We start from the raw sequence: 25,005 nt of genomic DNA, 5'->3' as shown, positions 1-25,005 counted from the left end.
ATGGACTTTTGCATTGGGGTGGCTTTCCGCCTGCGCTCCTTCCAGACTCCCTCCCTTTCTCCTTGCTTGTGCTTCTTTGCCTTTACCACTACTACCGTGCTGTTGGCATGTGGGAAACCCCGGCGGGCGTTTTCCACATGCCAACAGCCTTTTAAGTGGGCTTGGGATGATTTGCCAGGTCTTAGTCAAGTTGTAGCTATCGGAAGGCGTTACACGTCAAGCCGGAAGCGGGAGGCGGGATCCTGCCCCGGCTGTTTCCTTGGCACCGGCTCCTGTGGAGTGACCACGGCCACGAGCAGGCTGTTTACCTCCCGCCTTACCCGTCGGTAATACTCCTGTATATCGCCTTTCGTGGCCGGCCGGGGGAGGGGGACCTGCGGCGGCCTTGCCGGCACCCGGAACTGCGCGTTGAACTCTGTCTTGTTGCTCTCCACGGCGATGCCGGCGAAGCGGCCGACAGGGAACCGGAGGAACTCGCTGGCCCTGATCCTGTCGCGCTCCTGCACCGTCTCGCTTTTCCCCACATTGCCCCCGAGCCACTGACGCCAGTTTCTGCTGGCGCTGGAGGTGGTGTAGACCTGGTCGTAGCGGCCGAACTGCTCAGACATGAACCGGGCTGTCTTGCTGCTGCTCACCCTCCCGTAGAAGTGGCTGTTGAGCGCCGCGCTCAGCACGTCGGCCTTCTCCGTACCGTACATGTCCACCAGCTGCGCCAGGTCCTGGCACATGAACACGGTGGCCACCCGGTTGCTCCTGGCCGTGTTGGGCAGCAGCTCCAGGTGGGGGATGAACACGGTTGGCCCCTCGTCCAGGAGCAGGAAGCTGTGGTGCTTGCCCGGCTGGTTCATCAGCCGGGTCGCCACGGTGATGACCAGGCTGCACAGGGGGGCGTAGGTGCCGGCAAGGCTCGGGTGGCTCCCCAGCGAGAGGATAATGGGGTTCTCAGGGTCGTTGATGTCCAGCGAGAAGTCATCGCCCCCGAAGAGGTAGCAGACCTCGGGCGTGTTGAGCTGCGCCACGGCCCCCTGCAGCGTGCCCACCACGCCGCTCACCTGGTTCTCCGCCCCCCGCTCGAGCGCCCCCAGGATGGAGACGGTCATCTGCGCGCACTGCTCGTTCTGCCGGAGCGTCCTTAGGAGCTTCTCGTCCGGGCTGGTGACGAGGGCCAGCACGTGCGGCAGGTCGCACAGGTCCGGGTGCTCCGAGCGCAGGTACCAGATGCAGGCGGTGAGTAGGTCGGTGGCGCTGCGGGTCCAGAAGTCGGGCCTTTTGATACTCTCCCGCATCAGGTTGCTGACGATGGCCGTGGCGTACTCGCGGGCGTAGCCGGTGTGGGGCAGGTAGCGGGGGTGCAGGGGGTTGACGCGGTAGGAGCCGAGCGGGTCGTGGAAGTGGAGGAAGTAGTGCGGCAGCGGGCTCTCCTGCGCGGCCAGGAAGCTGTGCATGTCCCCTGTCAGGCTGGGGAACTTGAAGTCGTAGAGCACCCCGCTGTAGGCCTTTCGGGCAAAGCCGCGCATCAGGGGCAGGGCGATGCTCTCGCTCTTGCCGCTGCCGGCAGCGCCCACGACGAGGATCCCCCTGAAAGGGTTGTAGAGCCGGATCGGCCCCCGGGTGGTGGCCAGCTCCAGGCTGTAAGGATGCCTGTCCGCTCGCAGGCCTTGACAGACCTGGCCCACCCGCCCCAGTAGGTACCTGGAGAGCCTGTAGAGCCCATAAGCGACAATGCCTGCGAGAAGGCCTCCCGCCGTCAGCACAATTCCGCCCGCCACGGCGGGGGCCTGGTGCACGAGCACTAGGAACAGGGCCATGCCGAAAAGCAAGAGCAGCAGGGCCAGGCAGCCGCAGCCGCGGTAATCCTTTAACTGTCCCTTTCTCATCGCCTGATCCCCCTGTGTTGCCCCTGTTTCTTTTCCTGCCGGCTTTGCTGTTGCCTTGCCTTCTCCGCTAGCTTTTGCTCCTGCTGTTGTTTCATTCTCTCCGCCTGCTTCTCCTGCTGTTTCCGCTTCGCCTCCAGCGCCACCCTTTCCCGGGCCTGCTGCCGGATCGCCTCCACACTCCCCTTCTTCAGGGCGTGGCAGTAGGCGAAGCTTTCCTGCTGCTCTCTTTGGTAGCCCGTCTGGCGGTCGAACCGCTCCTCGCAGGCGCTCACGAAGGCCTCCCGGTCAAAGCCGCCCCTGACGGCTCCCTTCCCGGTGGCGCGGTGGTTGGTCATGGGGCTGAGCTTTATTTTGTTTTCCATGTCCTTGCGCGAGACGATGAGGTGGACGTGCATCTCTTCCCGCCCCGTCTGCCCGTCGCGCTCGTGGTGTACCTTGCCATAGTACAGGATGTCCTTAGCTTCCAGCCCCTTGTTGAAATTGGCCGCGTAGGCCGGCAGCACCTCCTCCCGCACGTAGGCCTTCAGCGCCCGGGCCTGCTCCTCCTTCGTTTGGCCCAGGTGCTTAAGCTCCCGCTCCGAGGGGCTGACGATCAAGGCGTAGAACTTGGCGTCGCTCTTCCCCAGCTGCCCCTTGTTGTGGTCGAGCCGGTAGATTACCTCCCGGGCGCTCACCCTCTCGCGCTCCTGGTCGAAGAAGGGCTCTGCGGCCTGCCCCTGCCGGAGGCGCTGCAGGTCCTCGTGCTGGAGGTAGTTGACCAGGGCCGCGCTGCTGCCCCGGTTTGCGTAGGTCCCTGAGCCGCCGCCGAGGATCTTGATGTTCACGGCTGGCCCCCTTCCTGGTAGAGTTTAGTGAGGTCCTGTAGAAAGCCGCTCTTGTTCTTGGCATCCACCAGGCGTGCCAGCAACTGCAGCGCCTCCAGCTCGCGCCGCGCGTGTTCAGAGAGCAGCCGCTCGGTGGCCGCCCTGGCGGCAGCTGCGGCCGGCACTAGCGTATTGAGCTGCCGGACCAGGCTAGCCAGGTGCTCCTCCAGGAGCTGCAGCTGTTTGGCCGTGGCCACGGTGTCCAGGCTGCGTTCGATGCGGGCCTCGCTCAGGCTCACGGCCTCGGTCATGGGGCGCAGCAGGTCGCTCTCCTGCTTGCGGATGAAGGCGATGACCTGGTCCACCCGCTTGATGAGCCGGTTCATCTCGGCCGTGGGGCTCTCGTGGGTCGCGGGGTTGAGGCCGTGCCGCTCGAAGTAGGTGAGCGAGGCGGCGATGCACTCGCCCAGGCCTAGGCCGTGGCGGGCGCAGTAGTGCTTGAGCCTGGCGTGCACGGCCTCGGGTATTCCGACTGTCTTCATAAGCGTTTTTATATAATTAGTTGTTAATAATCAGCTAGTTAGCTGTCTGTTTGTAACTGTTCTATAGATCCCGCGGCAGGCAGGGTGCCGGCAACCCCGCTTTGCAGGCGGCTATGGGCCTTTCGCCCCGCAGGGCAAGATTGAACCGGACGTCAGTCCTGTTCCATCTTGCTCTTTTCCGGCGGGCTTGCTTCGCGCCTCCCCCCCGGAAAAGACAGCCCCGGCTGGCTTTGAGCGGGGGGAGGTGCGTTGCTTGCCTGCCGGGAAAGCTCCCCCGGGACCCGCCGCTCCTGCAGGCTTGCTTCGCTCCCTGGGCAGGGCGGCCCTAGGCTCGCCCGGGGCCGGGGTGCATTGCTTGCCGGCAGGAGTTACCCTACAAGAGGCTGGCCAGGCGGAAGAGAAAAGGTGGGAGCAGGGCCATGGCAAAGTGCGTGTGGCTGGCCGTGCGTTGGAGAGAGGCGCCAGCAGCGCCTGGGGTTTTTGAAGCAGTAGCGATGGCAGCGGAAGGCCTCATGCCGGATCATCTTGCGGGTCGGGGATGTTGAGGACAGCGAGCTGGCGGATGATTTCGTCTAGGGTCTGCTCGCACTCGGGTTCGACCGGCCCCGGCCCCTCCCGCTGAACCTGCAGGCCTAGGAGGCTGAGCTTGAGGGCAACCTTTGAGCGCGTCGAAGGCTGTGTGCTTAGCCGGTGACATATTCGCATAGGTTTGCCCTCCCGAGGCCCCTTTGATGAGCCACTCTAGCGCACCCGTGCTCGCCTTTTCGGCAGATGCGCTGGTAGGCGTTCTCGCCTACTGCCAGACGGTCCCGCGGCTGGACCTCGCCTGAAGGGTTTTTCACCTGGCTTTTCGATGGGTTGGTGTTGGTTTCCATAATTATGCGGTTCGTTTTAAAGATTTGAATCGATGAAGTGGAAAGCGGGAGTAGGGACAGCCCTTGCCCCATAGCGACTTTTCTTTGACTCCCTCCAAAGGTGAGGGGCAAAGGCGGGGCGTGTTCACAAGGCAAGGCCGAGTTGGGGAAAACGGTACAGGCAATGGTTCTTTAGGTAGGATAATGGGGATTTGGCGGAAACAGCCCAGTTCAGGCGAATCTGGTGGGGTTAAGGGCTCGAAGGGGGGCTTACCTCCTTGTTTTTTACCCGGGAAAATTGTTTTTCACAAGTCGGGTTCAGCTTGTGAAAAGGGAGAGGTGAAAAAGGGCAACTTCACCCTATAACCAAAACGAGTAAAACGATGTCTGTAGAAATCATCACCAAGCAAGACCTGCAAGCCTTCCACCGGCAGCTGCTCGAGGACCTGGCCAGGCTGATCGGGAAGCAGCAGGCCGAGGCGCCGAAGAAGGTGCTCAAGTCCGCCGAGGTGCGGCGCATGCTGCAGGTCTCCCCCTCCACGCTGCAGAAGCTGCGGGTGGAGGGTACGCTGCCCTCAGTCAAGGTCGGAGGCACCCACTACTACCGCCTGGAGGATATCTCCAGGCTGCTGAACGGGAAGGAGGTTCGGTCATGGAGGTAAGTGCGCAACTGACGGGCTTTTACAGGAAAGCGGGAAGAGACAAGCGCCTGCGCCGCCCGCACCTGAACCTCTACATGGCGCTGCTGGTCCAGAGCCGGGGCGGCGGGGCTTTCCGGGTGAACAGGAAAGAGGTGATGGCATGGGCACGCATCAGATCCCGCACCACGTACCACCGCTGCCTCCGGGAGCTGGACAGGTGGGGGTATCTTTACTACCTGCCTTCCTATGATCCCTCCTCCAAAAGCTTGGTGTGCATCAGGCCCCTATCCAAAGAGGGTGCAGCAACTGAAACGGCCGGGGATGCTACGGTTATGAAGCTGGGTTTTTCCTGGAATTGAAATGTGAGCGGAGAGGCTGGGGGACTGCGTTGCCGCATCCTGCCAGCCTCCGGAAAGACGTTTTCTGGCAGCGGGAGGACAGCCTAGGCTTGCCTGTTTTTGATATGCACCGAATACCTTCTATCTTTATAGCGGATGTTTAGCTGCCTAAAGGTACAACCAGCTACGGGCAAACTAAGCTACGCTGAGGGGTAAGGTGGTTCACTTGTGATAAACAACTTTTTGCTTGTGAAAAACAAGTAGTTATTGATTGGTATTTTAAGAAGAAAATCGTAAATTAATCCTATGGAAACAACAGCCAGAAAACGACCGATCCACCTAGGCGATCACGTCCGCAGAATGCGTACTGCATTAGGCGCGAAGTAGTCCGCCCTAGCCAGTGAGCTGGGCACTACGCAACAGAACATTTCGCGTATTGAGCAAGACGAGGAGGTCGACAAATCTACGCTGGAGAAGATCGCTAAAGCTCTTGGCGTAACACCTGAAGCCATTGAGAACTTCTCGGAAGAAGGAGCGATGTTTAATGTACAAAATAACTATGAAGGGTCATCTAGTAATTATAGCGGACTACATCAGTGTACTTTCAACCCTATTGAAAAAATTGTGGAACTCTATGATGGCTTATTAAAAGCTGAACGGGAAAAAAATATGTTGTTGGAAAGAATGTTGAAGAGCCAGAATCTTGAGAAATAGTATCTTACAAATAAGTATACTTATAAGGCCTTTTAGATAATTGGTTATAAGTTAGAAATGTCGAAGTCACTCGAAAGAAAGCACTTTTAAGATAAAACTTAAAAGTGCTTTCTTTTTATGTCTAGAGAGGCTGTAAAATAAACTGTGTCAAAGGATTAGCAGTATTACCTTTAACACAGTCAACATGGAAGAGAAAAACGAGCTGGATCTGGAGAAGATCAAGCGCCAGTTCCTGGAGGAGTTCAGGAGCGGCAAACCCACCTTCGGCAAAGACGGCGCGCTTGGCCCCCTGCTGAAGCACTTTCTGGAAGCCGCCCTGTCGGCGGAGATGGACCTGCATTTGGATGCCCAACAGCGAGCGAAAGGCAACCGTCGCAACGGCAAAGTATCAAAGCAGGTGCGCACCTCGGACGGAATGATCGAGGTGGAATCATCCCGCGACCGCTCCTCAGATTTTGAGCCCTAAATCATCAAAAAAAGAGAGACGGTGCTGGCCGAGAACCTCGAGCCCCGCATTTTGAGCATGTACGGCTTGGGGATGAGTTTGCGCGACATCTCCTCGCACCTGAAGGAAATGTACGACATGGACATCTCCCATGACACGCTCGCTGCGCTCACCGAGAAGATCGTGCCCTAGGTCAAGGAGTGGCAGGCCCGGCCGCTGGACAGGCTCTACTGCATCGTCTGGCTGGACGCCATGCACTACAAGGTCAGACAGGAAGGGCGCACCGTCTCAAAAGCTGTCTACAACATCCTGGGCATTGACAGAGATGGCCACAAAGAACTGTTGGGCGTGTACGTCTCCGAAAGCGAGGGAGCTACCTTCTGGCTCTCAGTGCTCACCGACCTGCAGCAGCGTGGGCTACAAGACATACTTATTGCCTGCATCGACAACCTCAGGGGCTTTGCCGAGGCCATTGCCAGTGTCTTCCCGCAGGCTGAAGTCCAGAGCTGCATCGTGCATCAGATAAGAAACAGCCTCAAGTACGTGGGCTCCAGGGATCAGAAGGAGTTTATGCGGGACCTGAAGCCCGTCTACCGGGCAGAGACAAAGGAACTGGCTGAGCTGAGGCTGCTGGAGTTGGAGGAGAAGTGGGGCAAGAAATACCCCAAGGTGCTCGAGAGCTGGCAGCGGAACTGGGACAAACTGAGCACGTACTTTAAGTACACCGGGCCGATTCGCCACCTGATCTACACCACCAACACTATTGAGGGCTACCACCGCCAGGTGCGGAAGGTGACCAAAACGAAGGGGGCTTTCCCATCGGACATGGCCTTGCTGAAGCTGATTTACCTGGCGCACCAGAACATCAGTAAAAAGTGGGTCATGCCGCTAAGCAACTGGAGCCAGACGGCCCAGCAGCTCTCCATCTGGTTTGGGGAGCGGATGCAGCTGGACTTGAAGTGAGACGCACTTCAAAAGGTTGGCCCTGTTGCTGTAAGGATTCACACCACTACACCAACAGGGCCAGTAAACGAGGATATGGAAAGGACACAGTTTAAATTACACTCCCTCTAGAATTTTTACACTTTTTCCTGCCCATACTTCTTTACCAGTCAAGACATTTCAAACTAGATCAGCCTTAAACTTTACTGCTTTAACGTTCTATGATCGGTCGTTGGTAAAAGGTTATATGCGAAAATTCAGATCGATAAATGTGTTTTTATCTAAAAGCTTGTGAAGCCCAAGAGGGGAGAAGGAGAGCTTGTATACTTTTTCATTCTTCAAATGACACCCCATACTTCTTCACGTGTTGGTCATTTAAGTGCTTGAAATCTGACATATCTTTACTATAGCCATCTACATCCCCTAGCTTTTCTTTGGCTCTAGCGCTTAATGCATAGGACAAAGGGTGGTTCGGGAAAAGAGAAACTAATTTCGCGGCATCATCCAATGAGCCCTGAAAGTCATTTACTGCGAATTTTGCTTCTGAACAGCTTTTCAATGCGCCAAATAGCATGGGCTTGTATGCTGGATCTCGCTTAGCTTTACTTTCTTCTATTTCAATGGCTTTTTCTAAATCTGCAATAGCTTCCTTAAAGTCAGAGAGCTCGGCTTTGGCCTCTCCTCTAAATTGATAGGCATATGAGCTGTTATCATTTAAGGAAATTGCCTGACTGCAATCTTCTACTACACCGGTGTAGTCTTTGGCTTTCTTCTTGATAAGCGCTCTTGAGACAAAATTATCAGATGTCGGAGCAAGCTCTATCACTTTCGTATAGTCATCAATCTGGCCCAAAAGATCATCCAAGTGTCCTTTGCACAGCCCTCTACTAAAAAAGGTATCTTCGAGCTTTGGATTAAGCTCGATCACTTTTGTATAGTAGATAAATGCTTCCTGATAGTTCTTAATATTGAGCCTAAGATTTTGGGCGTGATTGTTCAACGCCTCGATGTAATCTGGTCTCAACTGAATCGCCTTCAGGTAAGACTCGCTCGCTGCTGTATAATTCCTCTGCTTATACTGCAGATCATTTCCTTCCTGGTAGTAGTGCTCTGCTTCCATTACCTTGCGGTTGCTATCACCCTCTTTTAAGGGTACAAAATCATATATTCCCATGTTTCCTTCAGCTATTTCCTAAAAGCTGGCACCCAGGCAAAAGCCAATCTTGTGCTTAATTATCCTCTACTTTTAAGACCTCCGTTTTTTGCTCTTTACAAGCTTGCTTTATTATATCCACAACCTGCTTATACTGTTCATCCCGAACAAACTCAAGTTTAGTCGATGCCAACAGAAAAAAGCCCAGGTGGCGAAGCACCTCTGCTTTCATAATCCGCTGCTCAGGGTCATTATCATCCAAGATACCCTCCAGTAGGGCCAAGTTTGTTTTCCATATCGTTTCCTCCCGAGGTGAGTTCACTAGGGGTTTACCTCGGCGTACACGATCATTGAATTTCCACCACAACTGTCTCCTCAGGTATAGCTCATCTTCCGTATTGCGGCTAAGGTTCCTCCTTAGTGCTTTGTCGTAATCCGTAATGGATAGGAACCGCACTGAGGGAAATTCTTTTTCACCGGGAAGCAGAGGCATAGGAAAGTACTCGCCTACTTCTTCCGCTTCATCTATCCAGAACAATTCTTTACAGGCTGGGCACTTGGTGATCTGCGGGAGCTCCGGCAGCATCGGTGCTTCCATCTTTCCATCAGTATAGCAAGCAGCTCCGAAGGTATTGCCAGAGTAAAGGACCTGCTTTTTCATCTGGTTCCCACACTTGGGGCACCTGATAACAACGGGTAGGGAGGGCATCATAATACTCGCATTTTAACCTGGCAGCCAATACTGCTCCAGCTCCCAAAAACACTCCAAATCAAACCGCTGCCTAAGCGAATTGATCAACGTGAAATACTCTGCTTCATTGAGCTTGGTCCATCTCACCTGGGCAACCTTTAGGTCTCTATGTTCTTTCGAAAGGTTCTTTAAAAGAATAGCGTCGATCGGGGGATGGGCCATTTTGCTCAGGCTGCATATCGGGTCAGGAATAACAAACTTTGTCTTTATATAAATGGCCATGATTTTCGCCACTCTTCCATAGGTGGCCTTGTGCGCGTTTGGCCCAAGCAAGGCCTTAAGCTGCTCAGCCATGGCGTTAACCGCCTCCTTGTGGAAAGAATCGAAAGTGGCTGGGCAAAGGGAACCGCACTCGGCTAACTGCTCCAGCATCGCCGGCAAACCGGATTCTTCAATGGCTTTTTGAACGGACTCAGTACCGATAAAGTCTCTGCTCACCGCTCTGGCGGCTGTCCAGACAGCGAAACGATGCGTGTGGGTGGAAAAGGTATAGGACACAATTGATATATACTTAGCTAATGAAGAAAACTTTCCTGAGAGAGACAGTTGTGCTAATTGGGAGCAAAAATGGCTGACGAATGCTCCTTATTCAAAGCCCAATCAAGAATAAACTAAGATCCAATGTATAAAATTAAAACATTATCATATTAGGTTTTTTATATACTTTAAAAAAGTAAATTGTCGAAACATTAAAAATTTCCCATATTCTTTCACTACTTTTGATTCAGGAGCACTTTAATTTTTCTTAAAGGGATTATGCTGAAAGCGTTGATAAAAGCACGTGGGGTAAAGCAAAAGTGGCTTGCCTCCAAGATGGGAGTGTCTGAGGTAACGGTAAGTAACTGGTGCAGCGGCAAAACCATGCCTAGTCCGGATCACCTGGAGAAATTAAGTGCCATCCTGGAAGTTGAAATAAGCGTGCTGAAGAATACAAATGGATAGGGAGAAGAAATACAGACTGTCTTTTACAGGGGCTTCCTTGATGCTGCCTGAAATGTCTGAGTTGGCTAGAGCCGGTTTAGAGCAGGGAATGGCAGGGATTGACAAGAGTTCTGTTGTGAAGGGGCAACGATCAAAAACCATCAGTACCCAGTTCAGAGAGATAAAACTCCGGATTGATACCCTGACAGGTGATCAGCTCGAAATCCTGGCCAACGGGGATATGGTGTCACAAAGGCAAATTGCCCTGCTTAGTGTATGCAAGGCATACGCCTTTATCAGAGACTTTGTGGTGGAGGCCGTTCGGGAGAAGGCCATTGTCTTTGATTACCAGCTCACAGAGGGGGAGTATGTTTCTTTCTTCAGAAGAAAGAGCCAGGCGCACCCCGAACTGGAAAACCTGACAGAAAACACAGCCAAAAAGGTAAGGCAGGTTACCTTCAAGTTTTTGGAGCAAACCGGGCTTATTGATAATGTGAAGTCAAGGAAAATTATCCCTCAGCTAGTGGACGAGAAAGTTGCACGGGCGGTGGTGGGGGATGACCCGGAGTGGCTGAAAATATATTTAATGCCGGACATGGAGTTGGTAAACAGAGCAAGTTAGCATGAACAGCGTAGCAGAAGGATTTGAGCATTTATATAAGGTAATATCCAGCAGCGACTTTCTGGAAATGAAGTCGCTTGGCGGTGAAATCCCCTTCTTTATTTCCCCCCATGAGGCGAAAGACCAGGTGGAGGTGGACAAAGCCATCAAAGGACTCCGGAACAAGCTGGAGAACCACGGTATTCCTGTGCTGGAGATAAACCTCTATGATCTAGCCATGATGATTATCAACCGGGAGCTGGGGCAGGGGGAGATTTTCGAGCTGGAGAAGGAAATGGACAAGGATGAGTTCAAAGAGGCGCTGCAATCCATACTGGATATTAATGAAGTGCTGATGCCTGCCATCCGGCAACTGATTGCCAGCAGCGGTGCCAAAGTGTACTTCCTGACCGGCATAGGCTTGGTTTTCCCTTTTATCCGCTCACACAACATACTCAACAACCTGCAAAACGTGGCAAAGGATGCCCCTACGGTGGCCTTCTTCCCTGGGAAATACAATGGGTACTCTTTAGAGTTGTTCGGCCTGCTGAAGGATGACAACTACTACAGGGCTTTTAACATCGACAACTACAAACTTAAGGCATGAAACTGCAAGACATTTTTGAGAGAGACATCACCCGAACCATCGAAACTGTTATCAAAGCCGATGACCAGGAGCACGTCTTTCAGGAGGTAGAGGAGTATGTGGTGACAAATGAGGTCTCCCGCAAGATCCGTGACTTCTTCGCCGCCTACAATGATTACCAGGGAGCCAACGGCGTTTGGATTTCTGGCTTCTTCGGGTCCGGTAAGTCCCACCTGCTCAAGATTCTCTCTTATGTGATGGAAAACAGGGAGTTTGACGGCTTTAAGCTTGGGGAGGTGTTTGCCAACAAGATAGAGGATGACGAAATGCTGAAGGCGGACGTGATCCAGGCAACCCGTATCCCTTCTGAGTCTATCCTATTCAATATAGACCAGCAGGCCCAGATTACGAGCAAGCAGGAGGAAGACGCTATCCTGAACGTGTTTTATAAAGTGCTTAACGACCACCAGGGCTTTTTCGGGGGGCAACGGCACGTGGCGGATTTTGAAAGGTGGCTGACCTCAAAAGGGGTTTATGCAGATTTCACAAAGAAGTTCGAGGAAGAGGCCGGGGAGTCTTGGTTTACGGGCAGGAGGAAGTACTTCGACCCGAAGGTTAAGGAGGCCATCAACAGAGCGCTTACTTCGCTGCTCGGCCCTGCCCAGGAAGGGTATCAGAACATCATCAAGACCTTGCGCGATGACAGCGCCATTTCCATCCTGGACTTTTGCGACAAGGTAAACGACTACATCAAAACAAAGCCCAAAGGCTTCAGGCTGAACTTCTTCGTGGATGAGGTGGGCCAGTACATCAGCGACAACACCAAGCTGATGCTCAACCTGCAGACGATAGCCGAGACACTGGCGACAAAGACAAAAGGCCAGGCCTGGGTGCTGGTGACCTCTCAGGAGGATATGGAGAAGGTAGTGGGCGACATGAACAAGTCCCAGCAAAACGACTTCTCCAGAATACAGGCCAGGTTCAAGATCAAAGTACCGCTTACCTCAGCCAACGTGGACGAGGTGATCGAGAAGCGTCTGCTCCAGAAGAAGGCGGAGCCAAAGGCCCTGCTGGCACATACCTGGCAAAAGCAGCACTCTAATCTCGAAACACTGCTTTCCTTCTCAGAGGTGGGAGTGCAGTTTAAAGGCTACAGGGAAGAGAAGAACTTCGTCAACAAATACCCTTTTGTGCCCTACCAGTTCGACCTGTTCCAGCAATGTATCCGGGCGCTGTCTAACCACAACGCCTTTCAGGGGAAGCATGCCTCGGTTGGGGAGCGCTCCATGCTGGGCGTGTTTCAGGACGTGGTGCTGCGCATGGCCGATTGCGATACCGATGCGCTCGTTACCTTTGATCTGCTTTATGAGGGTATTCGCTCCACCATTAGAGGGGAGATACAGACTTCTATTACCCTGGCAGAGAAAAACCTGGACGATACCTTTGCCATCAAGGTGCTCAAGGCACTCTTCCTGGTAAAGTATTTCACCAACTTTAAAACCACCACCCGCAATATATCGGTGCTGATGATCGACAGTATACATATCGATCTGAAGGCGCACGACAAAAAGGTGCTGGAGGCGCTTAACCTGCTGGAAGCACAGACTTATGTGCAGCGGAACGGTGACCTGTACGAGTTCCTGACCGATGATGAGAAGGACATCGAGCAGGAGATTAAAGCCACGGATGTGGATGAATCGAGTGTGACGCAGCTGCTGAACGAACTGATTTTTGATGAGGTTATCCGGGATACCAAGATCAGGTATGCGGAGAACAAGCAGGATTACGAGTTCACCCATAAGATAGACGGTGTGATACTTGGCAGGGAGAAGGAGCTGGTGATAGACGTAATCACGCCTAACAACGATAACTATGAGAACCCGGGCCTGCTGAGAGCGCAAACGCTGGGCTATAATACCATGATGATGGCCGTGCTGCCTGCCGATGAGCGCCTGCTAAAAGATGTGCGGCTTTACCTCAAAACGGATAAGTACATCAAGCAGAGCCAGTCCACCAACAACAAGGAAAGTATAAAGCGTCTGCTCTACGATAAGGGAACACAGAACGGAGAGAGAAGGCGCACCCTGAGACTACTCCTGCAGAAATTGCTGGGAGAAGCCGATATACTGTTGAACGGCAGCAAGCATGAGATCGGGAACACCTCGGACGGCAGGACAAAGGTGATCAACGCTTTCCAGGACCTGGTGAAAATCGCTTACCCAAATCTGAAAATGCTTGGTGCGACAGCTTTCTCTGAGGATACTGTTAAGCAGACAATCAAGACTAAGATGAATGATCTGTTCGGCACTGATGACAATACTATCTCAGAGCCTGAGAATGAGGTGCTCAACTATATCAACAGAAGAAAAAAGCAGTCTGACCGCACCTCACTGACCGATATCCGGGATCAGTTTGTGAAAAAACCCTACGGCTGGTACCCAAATGCCATCTGGACTGTGGTGGCCAGGCTTTACAAGCGGGGGAAGCTGGATGTTAGGCAAAACTCAAACCTCCTGGGCGATGAGGAGGTGCTAGCCTCGCTTCTGAACAACAGACTACAGCCTAACACCTTGCTGGAGCCGCAGATCGACTTTGACCCGAAGCAGGTAAGAGCACTGAAGGAAGTATATAATGAATTGTTTGATGAGACGTGTGCGGCTACCGAGGCAAAGGATGTGGCACTAGCCTTCAGAAGCAAGCTTAACAATGAGCTGACTTTTGTGAGGGACCTGGTGGCGCAGCGCAACAGCTATCCTTTTACGGCCTCTTTAGAGCCTTTACGTGATACGCTGGATAGGTTAGCCCAAAAAGAGCTCAACTACTTCCTGCTGAACCTGAAGGACTTTGAAGACGAGCTGCTGGATACCAAGGAAGATCTGCTGGACCCGATCAAGCGCTTCTGGAACAGTGACCAGAAGAAGATTTACGATGAGATAAAGGTTTTCCTGAACGGCGATCAGTCCAATTTTGAACATATTGAGGGGGACGAGCTGCAGACGCTGTGGACGGTTTACGCCGACAAAAAGCCTTATGCCGGTACAGGCATACGCGAAGCCAAGGCTGCTATGGAAGCACTGAGCAAGAAAGTGCTGAGCAAGCTGGAGGAGGAGAAAGAGAAGGCGGTAGAGACGGTGGAGCAGCATAAAGAGCAGTTATCTGCCAACGCTGACTTCCTGAAGCTTACCGAAAGACAGCAGGAGAATATTCTAAGGCCGCTGGATGAGGTGATCTATAGGATCAAGGGCAACCGGTACATCTCCAACATCAGGCAGTATGCCCTTGGTACAAACGACCTGAAAGTGCGATTGCTGAACGAAATTCAGAACCTACTGCCCAAACCAGATCCGGTGCCGGTGCCAGGAGGTAATGGCCAGAGTGGCGGTGGCGCGGGCAATGATGTGCAGGAGCGGCCGGTGGTATATGTACGACGCGCCAATGTAGAGGTAAAGTTCAAGAAAGGCACGCTAGAGACAGCCCAGGACGTGGACGATTACGTGAACACCATCCGGGAAGCCTACCTCAAACAAATTCAGGAGAACAAGAGAATTACGCTATAGCAGATGAATACCAATAAGCTAAAGAGATTTGCCCAGGAGGCGCGAAAGAAACTAATAGAGCAGGTAGGGGCCAAGCTGGAGTACGTTCTGAATACGGATACTGTAGAGCTTCGTGAGAAAGCAGTGCAAGTAAATGCGCTGAAGGAAGAGCTTGCCAGAACTAGTAAAGCACAGTTGATTGAGAAGGTAGCTTATACCTGGTTCAACCGCTTTATAGCGCTGCGATTCATGGACGTAAACAACTATCAGCCACTCGACATTCGGGTGATCTCCCCGAAGGAGGGCTATACCTTCCCGGAGTTGCTGGACGAGGCCAAGCAAGGGCACATCTCCGAAGACCTGAAGGTAAACGCCCAGCAAGTATACGACCTGTTGGATGGCAGGGTGCCGAGCGCTAACCCGCAGAATGAGGCTTATAAGGTGCTCCTGATCGCGGCCTGCAACCACCTGCACACGGTGCTGCCTTTCCTGTTTGAGCGCATAAACGACTACACTGAGCTCTTGCTGCCAGACGACCTGACCAGCGAGTTCTCCATTGTGCACGACGTGCGCGAAGGTATGGCCGACGAAGACTGCCAGCAGGTGGAGATTATCGGCTGGCTCTACCAGTTCTACATCTCCGAGAAAAAGGATGAGGTGTTTGCCTCCAAGGCCAAGGTGAAGAAAGAGGACATACCGGCCGCCACGCAGCTCTTTACGCCGCGCTGGATTGTGGAGTACATGGTGCAGAACACCGTGGGCAAACTGTGGCTGCAGAACAAGCCCAACTCTCGTCTCGGGGAATACATGCCATACTTTATAGAATCGGCTTCGCTGCAGAGCGAGGACTACCTGAAGATAAGCTCCCCGGAGGAAATCACCTTGCTGGACCAGGCCTGCGGCTCGGGGCACATCTTGGTGTATGGCTTTGAGTTGCTCACCAAGATTTACGAGGAGGAGGGATATAGCGCCAGCGAGATACCGAAGCTGATTATCCAGCACAACCTCTTCGGCTTCGAGATAGACGAGCGGGCAGCGCAGCTGGCGGCCATGGCCCTGATGATGAAGGCCCGCAGCTACCAGCGCCGCTTCTTCAAGAAAGGCGAGGTGCCACAGCCGCACATCCTGTGCTTCCAGGACCTGACGCTGGACGAGAAACAGGCAGCAAATGCGCTGGCAGGTATAGGCATAAGCCCATCCGATGAATTGCTGCACGACCTGAAGCACATGCGACAAGCCACCAACCTGGGCTCGCTGATTGTGCCGCATGCCGGTCTGCCGGAGATAGAGAATGTGCTGCGGAAAATTGAGGAGAAGCTGGTACAGGCTGATATGTACGAGCAGTACGATTTGCAGCAGCTGAAAATCACGATGGAGCAACTGCGCTTGCTGGGGCAGAAATATACCTGTATCGTGGACAACCCGCCGTACATGGGTGGTGGCAACATGAACACGTCACTTGCTGATTTCATAAAGCAAAACTATCCGGACAGTAAATCAGACTTGATGACTTGCTTTATGGAAAGAGCTTGGAATCAAGTAGTGATGAATGGTTTGGTTGGTATGATAAATTTACCATCATGGATGTTCCTGTCTTCTTTTGAGAAATTCAGGAAGAAATTACTAAAGACAGTCCAGATAGAAACGCTTTTACATTTAGGGAGGGGAATTTTTGGTTCTGATTTCGGAACTGTTGCATTCACTATTAAAAGGTCCTTTCAATTAGAAGAGAAGGGCATATATAGAAGATTATTCAAAAACCATGTAAATGTTCGTTCTGTTGATAAAATTAGGAGTCTATTCTTAGATAAGAACTATGGTTTTTATCTAACGAATCAAAGTGATTTTAACAAGATTCCAGGAAGTCCAATCGGCTATTGGTTGAGCGATAAGGTAAAAGATATCTTCTCAACTACCCAAAAGTTATCAGATGTAGGGGATGCAAAGCAAGGGTTAGCAACAGCTGATAACAATAGATTCATTAGGCTATGGTATGAAGTCGGTTTAGACCAAACTTGTTATAACGCATTAAATGCTCAAGATGCAAAACTTAGTAATAAAGTTTGGTTTCCTTATAATAAGGGTGGGAGTAAGAGAAAGTGGTATGGAAATCACGAGTACCTTGTGAACTGGTTTAATGATGGAGTTGAAATTAAAAATTTCAAAGATGATAAAGGAAAACTGCGTTCTCGACCACAAAACTTAGAGTATTTCTTCAAAGAATCTATTTCTTGGGGACTAGTAACGTCTGGTGGCTGTTCATTTAGGTATTTTCCTAAAGGTTTTATCTATGATATTGGTGGTATGAGCTATTTTGCTGATAAGAGAAGCTTGTTTATTTTAGGAATATTGAATACTAAATTTCATAGTGAAATAACCAAAGTTCTTAATCCCACTATAAATCTCCAAACTGGAGATATTGCTAATCTTCCTTTTACAGAGTTTGTGAGTGAAAGCTTCGAAAAAGCTGTGAGTAATTCTGTTGATATATCAAAAGCTGAATGGGATTTAAGCGAGTTGTCATGGAATTTTCAAAAAAACGAATTTGTCAAAATAAAGGGACAAGATTTGGAGGAAACTTACGACCTATTCCAGCAATACTGGAGTAATAAATTTTTTCAACTCCATAAAAACGAAGAGGAGCTTAACAAACAATTCATTGAAAATTACGAACTCCAAGACGAACTTACTCCTGATGTTCCCCTAGAAGACATCACCATCCTCCAACAAGAAACCAGCGTTGAAAACGGCGAATTAGTCTTTCATGCCGATGAAGTGATGGCCCAGTTCGTGAGCTACGCCGTGGGATGCATGTTCGGTCGTTACTCGCTGGACAAGCTGGGGCTTATACTGGCCAATCAGGGCGAAACGCTGCAAGACTACTTACAGAAACTGGAGAAGGAAGCACAGGAGGTCTCTTTCCTGCCCGATGCCGACAACATCATCCCAATACTCGACGACGAGTGGTTCGAAGACGACATTGTGGGCCGCTTCCACGAGTTCCTGAAAGTAACGTTCGGCGAGGCCAACTTCGCCAAGAACCTGGCTTTTGTGGAGGAGTGCCTCGGCAAAGACATCCGCAAATACTTCGTGAAAGACTTCTACAACGATCATGTGCGCCGATATAAGAAGCGCCCGATCTACTGGCAATTCTCTTCGCCTCAAGGGTCTTTCAACGTGCTGATTTACATGCACCGCTATACCCCGGATACAGTCAACAACATACTCAACAAATACCTGCGCGAGTACCAGGAGAAATTGCGCACACGCCGCGAGCACCTGGATAGAGTAGAGGTGAGCGGTTCTGCCACCGAGAAAACCAAAGCCATTAAGGAGCGAGCCAGGATTGACCAGGTGCTGCTGGAGCTGCAGGAGTATGAGCGTGAGATCCTGTACCCGCTAGCCACCGAGCGCCTTGCCATCGACCTGGACAACGGCGTACTGGTGAACTATAACCTTTTCGGCAAGGCTGTAAAAGCCGTTCCTGGCCTTAACGATGCTAAGACCAAAAAGAAAGTAGCGGAGTTTGACTGGGTAAAAACACCGGAGGTAGTATGAGCCAGATAGAAGATTCGCTACGCAAGCTTTTCGAAAGGTACAGGGTTATTTTCTGGCACGATGAGAAGGAGGAGCTAAAAGACAGGTTTGAGGAACTGGCCCTGCCTGGGGTGGAGCGCATTCATGTACAGAACAACGAGTTCTACATCAAGCATAAAGTTTCCAGGGAAGATACGGAAGGTCAGTATCTGATATACCGCACCTGCAAGCGACCAGCATATGTAAACAACTGGCTGCAGGACCTAGAGCTGGCGCACTACGAGTTCCATACCAACCAGGAGGCTACCTTCCTGCAGGAACTTGGCCTGGACTACGGCCTTAAAGACCTGGTAACAGAGCACATCGAGTTCTTCAAGAGCAAAGACCGCAGGCAGAAGCTGAAAGCCCTGTTGGGCAAAGAAGATACGTTCAGGGACATCCGCTACAAAATGCTGGCTGTCCTGTTCGGTACCAACACCATCAGTTTGACTGCCTTTATCCAGGCACACGCCAGCGCCTTTAACGATGGCAACGAGCGTCCGGATCGGGAGTTGGAGCGCTATAACCTGAACACGTTCTACTGGGGCCTAATTAGCGACAGCTTTAAGTATTATGCCGAGTCGCCTGGTATCTATGATTTCCTGCTGGAGGTGTTTTCTAATGTGTTCTCGCTTACCAAAAGCTCCGGCCTCACCAAGGATGCCAGCCTCTTATTATCGGTATGGAAAGACACCATCTCCTATCAGGAAGCCTTTCAGCAACTATCCGCCAAAATAGCGGAAGACCTGAACGTGCAGCCCCTGCTGGAAGACGCCAACCTGGAGGATATCCTGGAGGATGACCTTTTCCGTCTGGTAGATTTTAAAATCATACACGACCTGATTCACCTGGTGGTTAGCGAAAGCATTGGCAATGACAAAGCCAGCCAAGTGGTTAAGCACCGGGAGAACAAATACTGGTACCGAGAGTTCAAAGACTTCTATGCGGCCATCTCCCACGCTATGGAGATGATCTCGCTTGTGCGTAAATACGCTAGCGTAGCCTTTTCAAGTATAGAGCAGGGAGCCAAGCGCTACAGCCAGGATTTGCACCTGGTGGATTACAACTACCGTAAGTTCATCTGGCATTACCGCAATAAAAACCAGGATAGGGTGCTGAAGCCGCTCTTCGAGAAAGTAGAGAAAGTATACTCCAATGACTGGCTGCTGCAGCTAAACAACAACTGGCAGGCTGTGGTCGACGCTGCCCCGGAATGGCCGTTGCTGCCACGCGTGTCTCAGACTCGCTTTTATAAGGACCATGTAGAGCCAACCCTGAACAGAGGACAGCGTCAGTTCGTGATTATATCCGATGCGCTGCGCTACGAGTGCGGCTATGAGTACCTGCAGAAAGTGAACGCTCAGAACAGGTATGAAGGTGAGCTGCAGTACATGCTGACAGCCATGCCTTCCTACACGCAGCTGGGTATGGCGGCCCTGCTGCCTCACAAGTCGCTTTCTATAGTAGACGGCTCGGATGAAGTTTGTGTGGATGAGCTGCCGTGCCAAGGGCTGCAGGGAAGGAACAAGGTTTTGGCAGCGTTGGAAGGCTACAAGGCCGTTGGCATTCAGGCCGAAGACTTCATGAAGATGAATTCTTCTACTGAAGGCAGAGCCTTTGTGAAGCAGTACGATGTCATCTACATCTTCCATAACCAAATTGATAAGACCGGTGACGACAAGACGTCGGAGGACAAGGTGTTTGAGGCGGTTGAAAGGGAGCTGGTCTTCCTGATGGACGTGATCAAGCGCATTGCCAACATGAACGGCACCAATATGATCATCACCTCCGATCATGGCTTTATATACCAGCATACTGCACTGGAGGAGTCAGATTTCTCGGACGTGCAGGTAGACGGGGAAGTATGGAAAGAGAACAGGCGCTTTATCCTGGGCAGGAACCTGAAAGGCGACGCCAGCACCAGGCACTTTAAAGCGGGTGAGCTGAATCTGGCGGGAGACTTTGATGTGCTGATACCAAAGTCCATCAACAGGCACCGGGTAAAAGGGGCAGGTTCCAGATTCGTGCATGGCGGAGCTTCCCTGCAAGAGGTAGTTATTCCGCTGGTGAAAGTCACCAAGAAGCGCCAGGATACCCTCAAGCAGGTGGATGTGGATGTGATCCAGCAATCCAATAAGATCACTACAAACATCCTGTCCGTGTCTTTCCTGCAGACAGAAGTAGCCACGGATTCTATCCAGCCAAGAACTATACGGGCCGCCATCTTCTCGAATGACGGGGAGTTGCTGAGTGATCAGTTTAGCTATAATTTTGACATAGAGGAGGGCAGTGAGCGCCAGCGTGAGGTAAAGCACCGCTTCCAGCTGAGCAGTAAGGCCAGCGGCAAGTATAAAAACCAAACCGTGAAGCTGGTGCTGGAAGAGCCGGTGGAAGGATCCTCAAAATGGAAGCTTTACAAGGAGTACATGTATACGCTCAACATCTCCTTCTCCAACGATTTTGATGATTTTTAAGGATGAGTACCATTGATCAGCTTCTAAACACGCATTTCTCCGGTAAGGTGGTGCGCAAGGATCTCACTAAACTGGTGAAGGGAAATGCCATTGTGCCTACCTACGTACTGGAGTACCTGCTGGGCCAGTACTGCGCTACGGATGTGGAGGATACAATTGCAGAGGGCGTAGAGAACGTGAAAAACATCATCTCCAGGCACTTTGTGCACCGGGATGAGGCGCAGATGATCAAGTCCACTATCCGGGAAAAAGGCTCTCACCGGATCATCGACAAGGTATCGGTAAAGCTGAATGACCGAAAAGATGTGTACGAGGCCGACTTTGCCAATCTAGGCCTGAACAAGGTGGTTATCAGTGACCTGGTTGTGAAAGACCACAAGAAGCTGCTCTCCAGCGGGGTGTGGTGCATCGTCACCATGGGCTACATGCCATCCGATGAGCGCGACGTGTCGCCCTGGATCATCGATAACCTCAAACCAATCCAAATAGCCAACATTGATGTTGCCGAGTACAAAGCCACCCGCAGGCACTTTTCGAAAGAGGAGTGGATCGATGCGCTGATGCAGTCGATTGGCCTGAACCCAAAGGAGTTTTCTTTCCGCTCTAAGCTCCTCCAGCTCTCCCGATTGATCCCATTCGCTGAGAATAACTACAACCTGATTGAGCTGGGGCCAAAAGGGACGGGTAAATCACACATTTACTCGGAGATGTCGCCGCACGGCATGCTTATTTCCGGAGGCGAAGTCTCCAAAGCCAAGCTTTTCGTGAACAACACTACCGGTGACATTGGCTTGGTGGGCTATTGGGATGTAGTGGCTTATGACGAATTCGCTGGCAAGGATAAGCGGGCGGATCGTGGCCTGGTAGACATCCTGAAGAACTACATGGCCAACAAGTCTTTTTCGAGGGGTACGCAGGTATATGGCGCTTCTGCTTCCATGGTATTTGTCGGTAACACGGATCACTCTGTACCCTACATGCTCAAGCACTCTGACTTATTCGAAGCGCTGCCAAGAGACTATTACGATACCGCTTTCCTGGACAGGATACACGCCTACCTGCCAGGCTGGGAGGTGCAGAAGCTTCGCAACGAGATGTTCACCTCTGACTATGGCTTTATTGTCGATTACCTGGCTGAGGTACTGAAAGAACTGCGCAAAGAGGATCACACACATGCCTACACCGAGTTCTTTGAGCTATCCGACAGCATTACTACCCGTGATAAAACAGCCATTTCCAAGACCTTCTCAGGACTGGTAAAGGTAATCTTTCCGGATGGTAGTTTTGGTAAAGAAGATGCTCAGGAGCTACTGGAGTTTGCTATCGAATGCAGAAGGCGCGTGAAAGAGCAGCTTCATATCATGGATGAGACCTTTGAGAAGGTTGACTTCAGCTATACAGACAAATCCTCTGGCACGAAGAAGGAAGTACAGACGCTGGAAATTATCGAATATGGCGCTAAAGACAAGGCTCCGGAGCCAACGTTTGAAGCAGCATCTGAAAGCGATATAGTAGTAGCAACTAAACCAGAGGTTAAGGAGGCAGAACCGGAAGCAGGTCAAAAGATTATCCGAGATAACCAGACAGGAGTCTCCTATGAGAAACTGTTTGGTAGGCATCTGGCAGGAGCTACTGACATAAAGCTAACAGACCCTTATATCCGGCTGCCGTATCAGCTCCGGAATTTCATGGAATTCACCGCACTGGTCGCTAAAGTAAAAGTAGAGGGGCAGGAAATAAAGCTGCACTTGATCACCAGCAACAACGAAGACTATCTGGAGAATGCGAAAGGAGCCTTTAAAGAAATTATCGACTCGCTGGAGCCATCGGGCATCTTCTTCTCCTTTGAGTTTGATGAAAACATCCATGACCGCTCCATTGAGCTGAATAATGGCTGGAAGATTTTGCTAGGAAGAGGACTGGATATTTTCCAGAAAACTAATGGCAGGTGCGATATAGCGGAGTATTACCAGGAAAAGCGGTTGTGTAAGGCCTGCGAAATTACTTTTCTTTTTGATTCTAAAGTTTAAGCTTATTCAACTATAAGATTGATATTTTAGTTTATCATATGTATTTTGTAAACTTTAAAGTTGTATTTTGAAACTATGTTGTATACATTTGCGTTAAGGAATGGTAAGTAGAGAGGATGTAAAGAGATTCCTTAGCGATTTCCACACAAAGTTGAGCGTATTCAGTATTCTCTTCCGAGATGAGCGAGGAAAAAATAGCAGAGCCTTACTTGAGCTAGAGATTACCCCAACAAGCAGAAGGGAGATTATTGAGGAACTCGAGCTGAATGACTACTGTGAAGGACCGCTGGAGGATACCCTATATGGTGTTGCTCCAATGTGGGTGTTTGGCAAAGTCATACGCAAAAAAGAGGTCTATATTAAGGTTTCCATGGGCCGGCCGGGCTCCAATGTGATTTGTATTTCGTTTCATGTGGCCGAAAAGCCAATGGTGTACCCTTTCAAAAGCAAGTAATATGCAAAGCCCAATAACAGGTAAAGAGATGAAGTTAGTGATGGAGTCGGCAAAATTGCCATTCCGCAAGGAGGAGTTTGAGGTAATGTACCATTATTATTTGTGCGAAGACAGCGGAGAGCAGTTCACTGATGACATACTTGATTCCATCAACCTGAACCAGGTATACAACCAGTACCGTGAAAGATACGGCATCCCGTTTCCAGACGAGATCAAGGAGATCCGGGAGCAGTATGGTGTGTCGGCTAGTAAGATGTCTTTAATCTTGGGATTTGGTGCCAATCAGTATAGACTATATGAGACCGGAGAGATTCCATCCGTAGCTAACGGCCGACTTATCCTAGCCATTAGAGAGCCGGAGGATTTCATAAAGCAGGTGAAGGCAAGCGAGCATTTGCTTAGCCTTTCGGAAACGGAGAAATTTGAGCAGAGAGCTAAAAAGCTTATTGAGCATAGGGAAAAAAATCTTTGGGAATACCTGCTGGTAAGACAGATAACGCATGACGATTTGCCCAGCGAGTACTCAGGTTTTCATAAGCCGGACTTCTATAAGGTGGCCCAGATTATCTCATACTTTAGCCAAACGTTAGGAGTCACCAAGACAAAGCTGAACAAGTTGCTTTTCTACGCGGACTTCGGCTGCTACAAGCGGACCGGTTACTCCATAACGGGTCTTGAGTACAGAGCAATTAAGTTCGGACCGGTGCCTGCCGAATATGACAAGCTGTACGTGAAGTTACAGGAAGATGGCTTGGTTTCCATTGAACAAAGGTCGGTAGCAGACTACGTGGCGGAAAGCTTCTCAGGTTTACAGCCGTTTGATGCTTCCCTATTTAGTGCTGCGGAGCTGTCCGTTATGGAGAAAGTAAGGTCCAATTTTGGGAAAATATCAACCTCTGATCTGGTTGAGATAAGCCATGAGGAAGATGCTTGGATTAAAAACTATGAGGACCGGAAACTAATCAGTTACCAGAAGCACGCTTTTAAACTTAAGCATTTTAGCTGATCCTGCTTCGCCTTCCAGAAAAGCTGTAGCACTGCTTTGTGCTTGTGGAAAGGTGACAAGCACTTTATGGTTTATGACAATATGGCTGTTTATGCTCGTGCCATTTACACCTAAGTGATGGCATATATCTTAGAATAGGGAATTTAAAGAAATATTAATAATATATAGAAATAGGCAAATGTATGGCATGTTTCTTGCTTTAGTACAAAAAAACAAAACCAGCTCATCTATGCTAGCATAGTTTGCTGGTTTCTTTGGGTCAGAATCTTGCAGGATTCTGGAGTGAAGTTAGGGACTTCAATAATGGGAACGCAAAGGTAACAATAAGGTTGCAATTTGCAATACCTCTGAATTCTTCACTTGGTTTAGCCAGCCTGCCCTCCCGGCTATTTTCACTTATAACAGTTGCGGTGCGTTTTTAAGCACCATAGGTCATTCGTCTGCACCTCAATAAAGTCAGGCAAAGGTTTTAGAGCTCTTATATGACGAAACAGTAAAACCTGCATGTTGGAATCAAAACGGTACATGGGCCAGAGACATACATGTATCATGAATTGGCATGGGTGACATCCTTGCATCACGGATACCTGTATCCACAGCTGTGCTGTGGGCAGCTCCGTAACACAGGAGGTATGCTGCATCCTGCCATTTAGGATCTATAAAGCAACGCGTGCTGTCACAGCAATTCTTAGCCATTTAAATGGCCAAGGGATATCCATGCGCCAAGTCGGGCTGTGTGATCTATGGTGATAAATAGCTTT

Annotated in this window: 16 protein-coding genes and 2 pseudogenes; 12 read left to right on the top strand and 6 right to left on the bottom strand. The window is 50.8% G+C overall.

Annotated elements, in window-relative coordinates; translation table 11 throughout:
* Window positions 1–209: 209 nt before the first annotated feature.
* Genes A3841_RS01625 through A3841_RS01615 form a run of 3 tightly spaced genes read right to left on the bottom strand, consistent with a single transcriptional unit; the run spans window position 210 to window position 3,222 of the window.
* Window positions 210–1,877 (bottom strand): type IV secretory system conjugative DNA transfer family protein, encoded by a 1,668-nt coding sequence (locus A3841_RS01625; protein ID WP_073850533.1) that lies wholly within the window; start codon window positions 1,875–1,877, stop codon window positions 210–212.
* The gene (locus tag A3841_RS01620; protein WP_073850532.1) at window positions 1,874–2,701 is read right to left on the bottom strand and encodes a DUF5712 family protein; all 828 of its coding nucleotides are present in this window, start codon (window positions 2,699–2,701) and stop codon (window positions 1,874–1,876) included. The genes A3841_RS01625 and A3841_RS01620 overlap by 4 nt, the downstream gene beginning before the upstream one ends.
* Window positions 2,698–3,222: a BfmA/BtgA family mobilization protein gene (locus A3841_RS01615; protein ID WP_073850531.1), complete on the bottom strand. Its 525-nt coding sequence runs from the start codon at window positions 3,220–3,222 to the stop codon at window positions 2,698–2,700. Before A3841_RS01615 ends, A3841_RS01620 begins: the two co-directional genes overlap by 4 nt.
* A 1,237-nt stretch (window positions 3,223–4,459) precedes the next feature.
* Between A3841_RS01615 and A3841_RS01600 the strand changes: the two genes are divergently transcribed.
* The 4 genes and pseudogenes from A3841_RS01600 (at window position 4,460) to A3841_RS01585 (ending at window position 7,177) form a co-directional block, all read left to right on the top strand.
* On the top strand, window positions 4,460–4,738 hold the full coding sequence (locus A3841_RS01600) for a helix-turn-helix domain-containing protein (RefSeq protein ID WP_073850528.1): 279 nt from the start codon (window positions 4,460–4,462) through the stop codon (window positions 4,736–4,738).
* Window positions 4,729–5,076 (top strand): hypothetical protein, encoded by a 348-nt coding sequence (locus tag A3841_RS01595; RefSeq protein WP_073850527.1) that lies wholly within the window; start codon window positions 4,729–4,731, stop codon window positions 5,074–5,076. The genes A3841_RS01600 and A3841_RS01595 overlap by 10 nt, the downstream gene beginning before the upstream one ends.
* Before the next feature lie 381 nt (window positions 5,077–5,457).
* Window positions 5,458–5,769, top strand: a pseudogene (locus A3841_RS01590) (helix-turn-helix domain-containing protein); the annotation flags it as partial.
* A 184-nt stretch (window positions 5,770–5,953) separates the two neighbouring features.
* Window positions 5,954–7,177, top strand: a pseudogene (locus A3841_RS01585) (IS256 family transposase).
* A 310-nt stretch (window positions 7,178–7,487) separates the two neighbouring features.
* Here the strand turns inward: A3841_RS01585 and A3841_RS01580 are convergent.
* Genes A3841_RS01580 through A3841_RS01570 form a run of 3 tightly spaced genes read right to left on the bottom strand, consistent with a single transcriptional unit; the run spans window position 7,488 to window position 9,558 of the window.
* A complete protein-coding gene (locus tag A3841_RS01580; RefSeq protein ID WP_073850526.1) occupies window positions 7,488–8,330 on the bottom strand; it encodes a tetratricopeptide repeat protein in 843 nt (280 codons plus the stop codon).
* A gap of 55 nt (window positions 8,331–8,385) precedes the next feature.
* Entirely contained in the window at window positions 8,386–9,021 is a 636-nt protein-coding gene (locus tag A3841_RS01575) for a hypothetical protein (RefSeq protein ID WP_073850525.1), read from the bottom strand.
* A 12-nt stretch (window positions 9,022–9,033) separates the two neighbouring features.
* Window positions 9,034–9,558: a hypothetical protein gene (locus tag A3841_RS01570; RefSeq protein ID WP_083610130.1), complete on the bottom strand. Its 525-nt coding sequence runs from the start codon at window positions 9,556–9,558 to the stop codon at window positions 9,034–9,036.
* Window positions 9,559–9,816: 258 nt separating this feature from the next.
* Here A3841_RS01570 and A3841_RS01565 point away from each other — a divergent pair, with 258 nt between their 5' ends.
* The 8 genes from A3841_RS01565 to A3841_RS01525 all read left to right on the top strand — a co-directional run bounded on the left by A3841_RS01565 (window position 9,817) and on the right by A3841_RS01525 (window position 24,244).
* Window positions 9,817–10,002 carry a helix-turn-helix domain-containing protein gene (locus tag A3841_RS01565; RefSeq protein WP_073850523.1) on the top strand — a complete coding sequence of 62 codons (186 nt, stop codon included), beginning with the start codon at window positions 9,817–9,819 and terminating at the stop codon, window positions 10,000–10,002.
* The gene (locus A3841_RS01560; RefSeq protein ID WP_073850522.1) at window positions 9,995–10,603 is read left to right on the top strand and encodes a DUF1819 family protein; all 609 of its coding nucleotides are present in this window, start codon (window positions 9,995–9,997) and stop codon (window positions 10,601–10,603) included. The genes A3841_RS01565 and A3841_RS01560 overlap by 8 nt, the downstream gene beginning before the upstream one ends.
* 1 nt (window position 10,604) lies before the next feature.
* Window positions 10,605–11,189, top strand: a complete 585-nt coding sequence (locus A3841_RS01555) for a DUF1788 domain-containing protein (RefSeq protein WP_073850521.1) — start codon at window positions 10,605–10,607, stop codon at window positions 11,187–11,189.
* On the top strand, window positions 11,186–14,725 hold the full coding sequence (brxC, locus tag A3841_RS01550) for a BREX system P-loop protein BrxC (protein WP_073850520.1): 3,540 nt from the start codon (window positions 11,186–11,188) through the stop codon (window positions 14,723–14,725). The genes A3841_RS01555 and brxC overlap by 4 nt, the downstream gene beginning before the upstream one ends.
* A gap of 3 nt (window positions 14,726–14,728) precedes the next feature.
* The gene (pglX, locus tag A3841_RS01545; RefSeq protein ID WP_073850519.1) at window positions 14,729–18,262 is read left to right on the top strand and encodes a BREX-1 system adenine-specific DNA-methyltransferase PglX; all 3,534 of its coding nucleotides are present in this window, start codon (window positions 14,729–14,731) and stop codon (window positions 18,260–18,262) included.
* Window positions 18,259–20,754 (top strand): BREX-1 system phosphatase PglZ type A, encoded by a 2,496-nt coding sequence (gene pglZ / locus A3841_RS01540; RefSeq protein WP_073850518.1) that lies wholly within the window; start codon window positions 18,259–18,261, stop codon window positions 20,752–20,754. Before pglX ends, pglZ begins: the two co-directional genes overlap by 4 nt.
* Window positions 20,755–20,756: 2 nt before the next feature.
* Complete coding sequence (brxL, locus tag A3841_RS01535; protein WP_073850517.1) at window positions 20,757–22,784, top strand: BREX system Lon protease-like protein BrxL; 2,028 nt, start codon at window positions 20,757–20,759, stop codon at window positions 22,782–22,784.
* Window positions 22,785–23,239: 455 nt separating this feature from the next.
* The gene (locus A3841_RS01525) at window positions 23,240–24,244 is read left to right on the top strand and encodes a type II toxin-antitoxin system antitoxin SocA domain-containing protein (RefSeq protein WP_073850515.1); all 1,005 of its coding nucleotides are present in this window, start codon (window positions 23,240–23,242) and stop codon (window positions 24,242–24,244) included.
* Window positions 24,245–25,005 lie beyond the last annotated feature (761 nt).

Source organism: Pontibacter flavimaris, from assembly GCF_001907195.1.
Taxonomy (GTDB): Bacteria; Bacteroidota; Bacteroidia; order Cytophagales; family Hymenobacteraceae; genus Pontibacter; species Pontibacter flavimaris.
Note: the sequence above shows the minus strand (reverse complement) of the source record. Positions and strands in the feature narration are given on the sequence as shown.

Bases quoted from the DNA above. Each gene is read 5' to 3' on its own strand.
- A3841_RS01625 (WP_073850533.1), bottom strand. From the start codon at position 1,877: ATGAGAAAGGGACAGTTAAAGGATTACCGCGGCTGCGGCTGCCTGGCC.
- A3841_RS01615 (WP_073850531.1), bottom strand. From the start codon at position 3,222: ATGAAGACAGTCGGAATACCCGAGGCCGTGCACGCCAGGCTCAAGCAC.
- A3841_RS01600 (WP_073850528.1), top strand. From the start codon at position 4,460: ATGTCTGTAGAAATCATCACCAAGCAAGACCTGCAAGCCTTCCACCGG.
- A3841_RS01595 (WP_073850527.1), top strand. From the start codon at position 4,729: ATGGAGGTAAGTGCGCAACTGACGGGCTTTTACAGGAAAGCGGGAAGA.
- A3841_RS01580 (WP_073850526.1), bottom strand. From the start codon at position 8,330: ATGGGAATATATGATTTTGTACCCTTAAAAGAGGGTGATAGCAACCGC.
- A3841_RS01575 (WP_073850525.1), bottom strand. From the start codon at position 9,021: ATGATGCCCTCCCTACCCGTTGTTATCAGGTGCCCCAAGTGTGGGAAC.
- A3841_RS01565 (WP_073850523.1), top strand. From the start codon at position 9,817: ATGCTGAAAGCGTTGATAAAAGCACGTGGGGTAAAGCAAAAGTGGCTT.
- A3841_RS01560 (WP_073850522.1), top strand. From the start codon at position 9,995: ATGGATAGGGAGAAGAAATACAGACTGTCTTTTACAGGGGCTTCCTTG.
- A3841_RS01555 (WP_073850521.1), top strand. From the start codon at position 10,605: ATGAACAGCGTAGCAGAAGGATTTGAGCATTTATATAAGGTAATATCC.
- brxC (WP_073850520.1), top strand. From the start codon at position 11,186: ATGAAACTGCAAGACATTTTTGAGAGAGACATCACCCGAACCATCGAA.
- pglX (WP_073850519.1), top strand. From the start codon at position 14,729: ATGAATACCAATAAGCTAAAGAGATTTGCCCAGGAGGCGCGAAAGAAA.
- pglZ (WP_073850518.1), top strand. From the start codon at position 18,259: ATGAGCCAGATAGAAGATTCGCTACGCAAGCTTTTCGAAAGGTACAGG.
- brxL (WP_073850517.1), top strand. From the start codon at position 20,757: ATGAGTACCATTGATCAGCTTCTAAACACGCATTTCTCCGGTAAGGTG.
- A3841_RS01525 (WP_073850515.1), top strand. From the start codon at position 23,240: ATGCAAAGCCCAATAACAGGTAAAGAGATGAAGTTAGTGATGGAGTCG.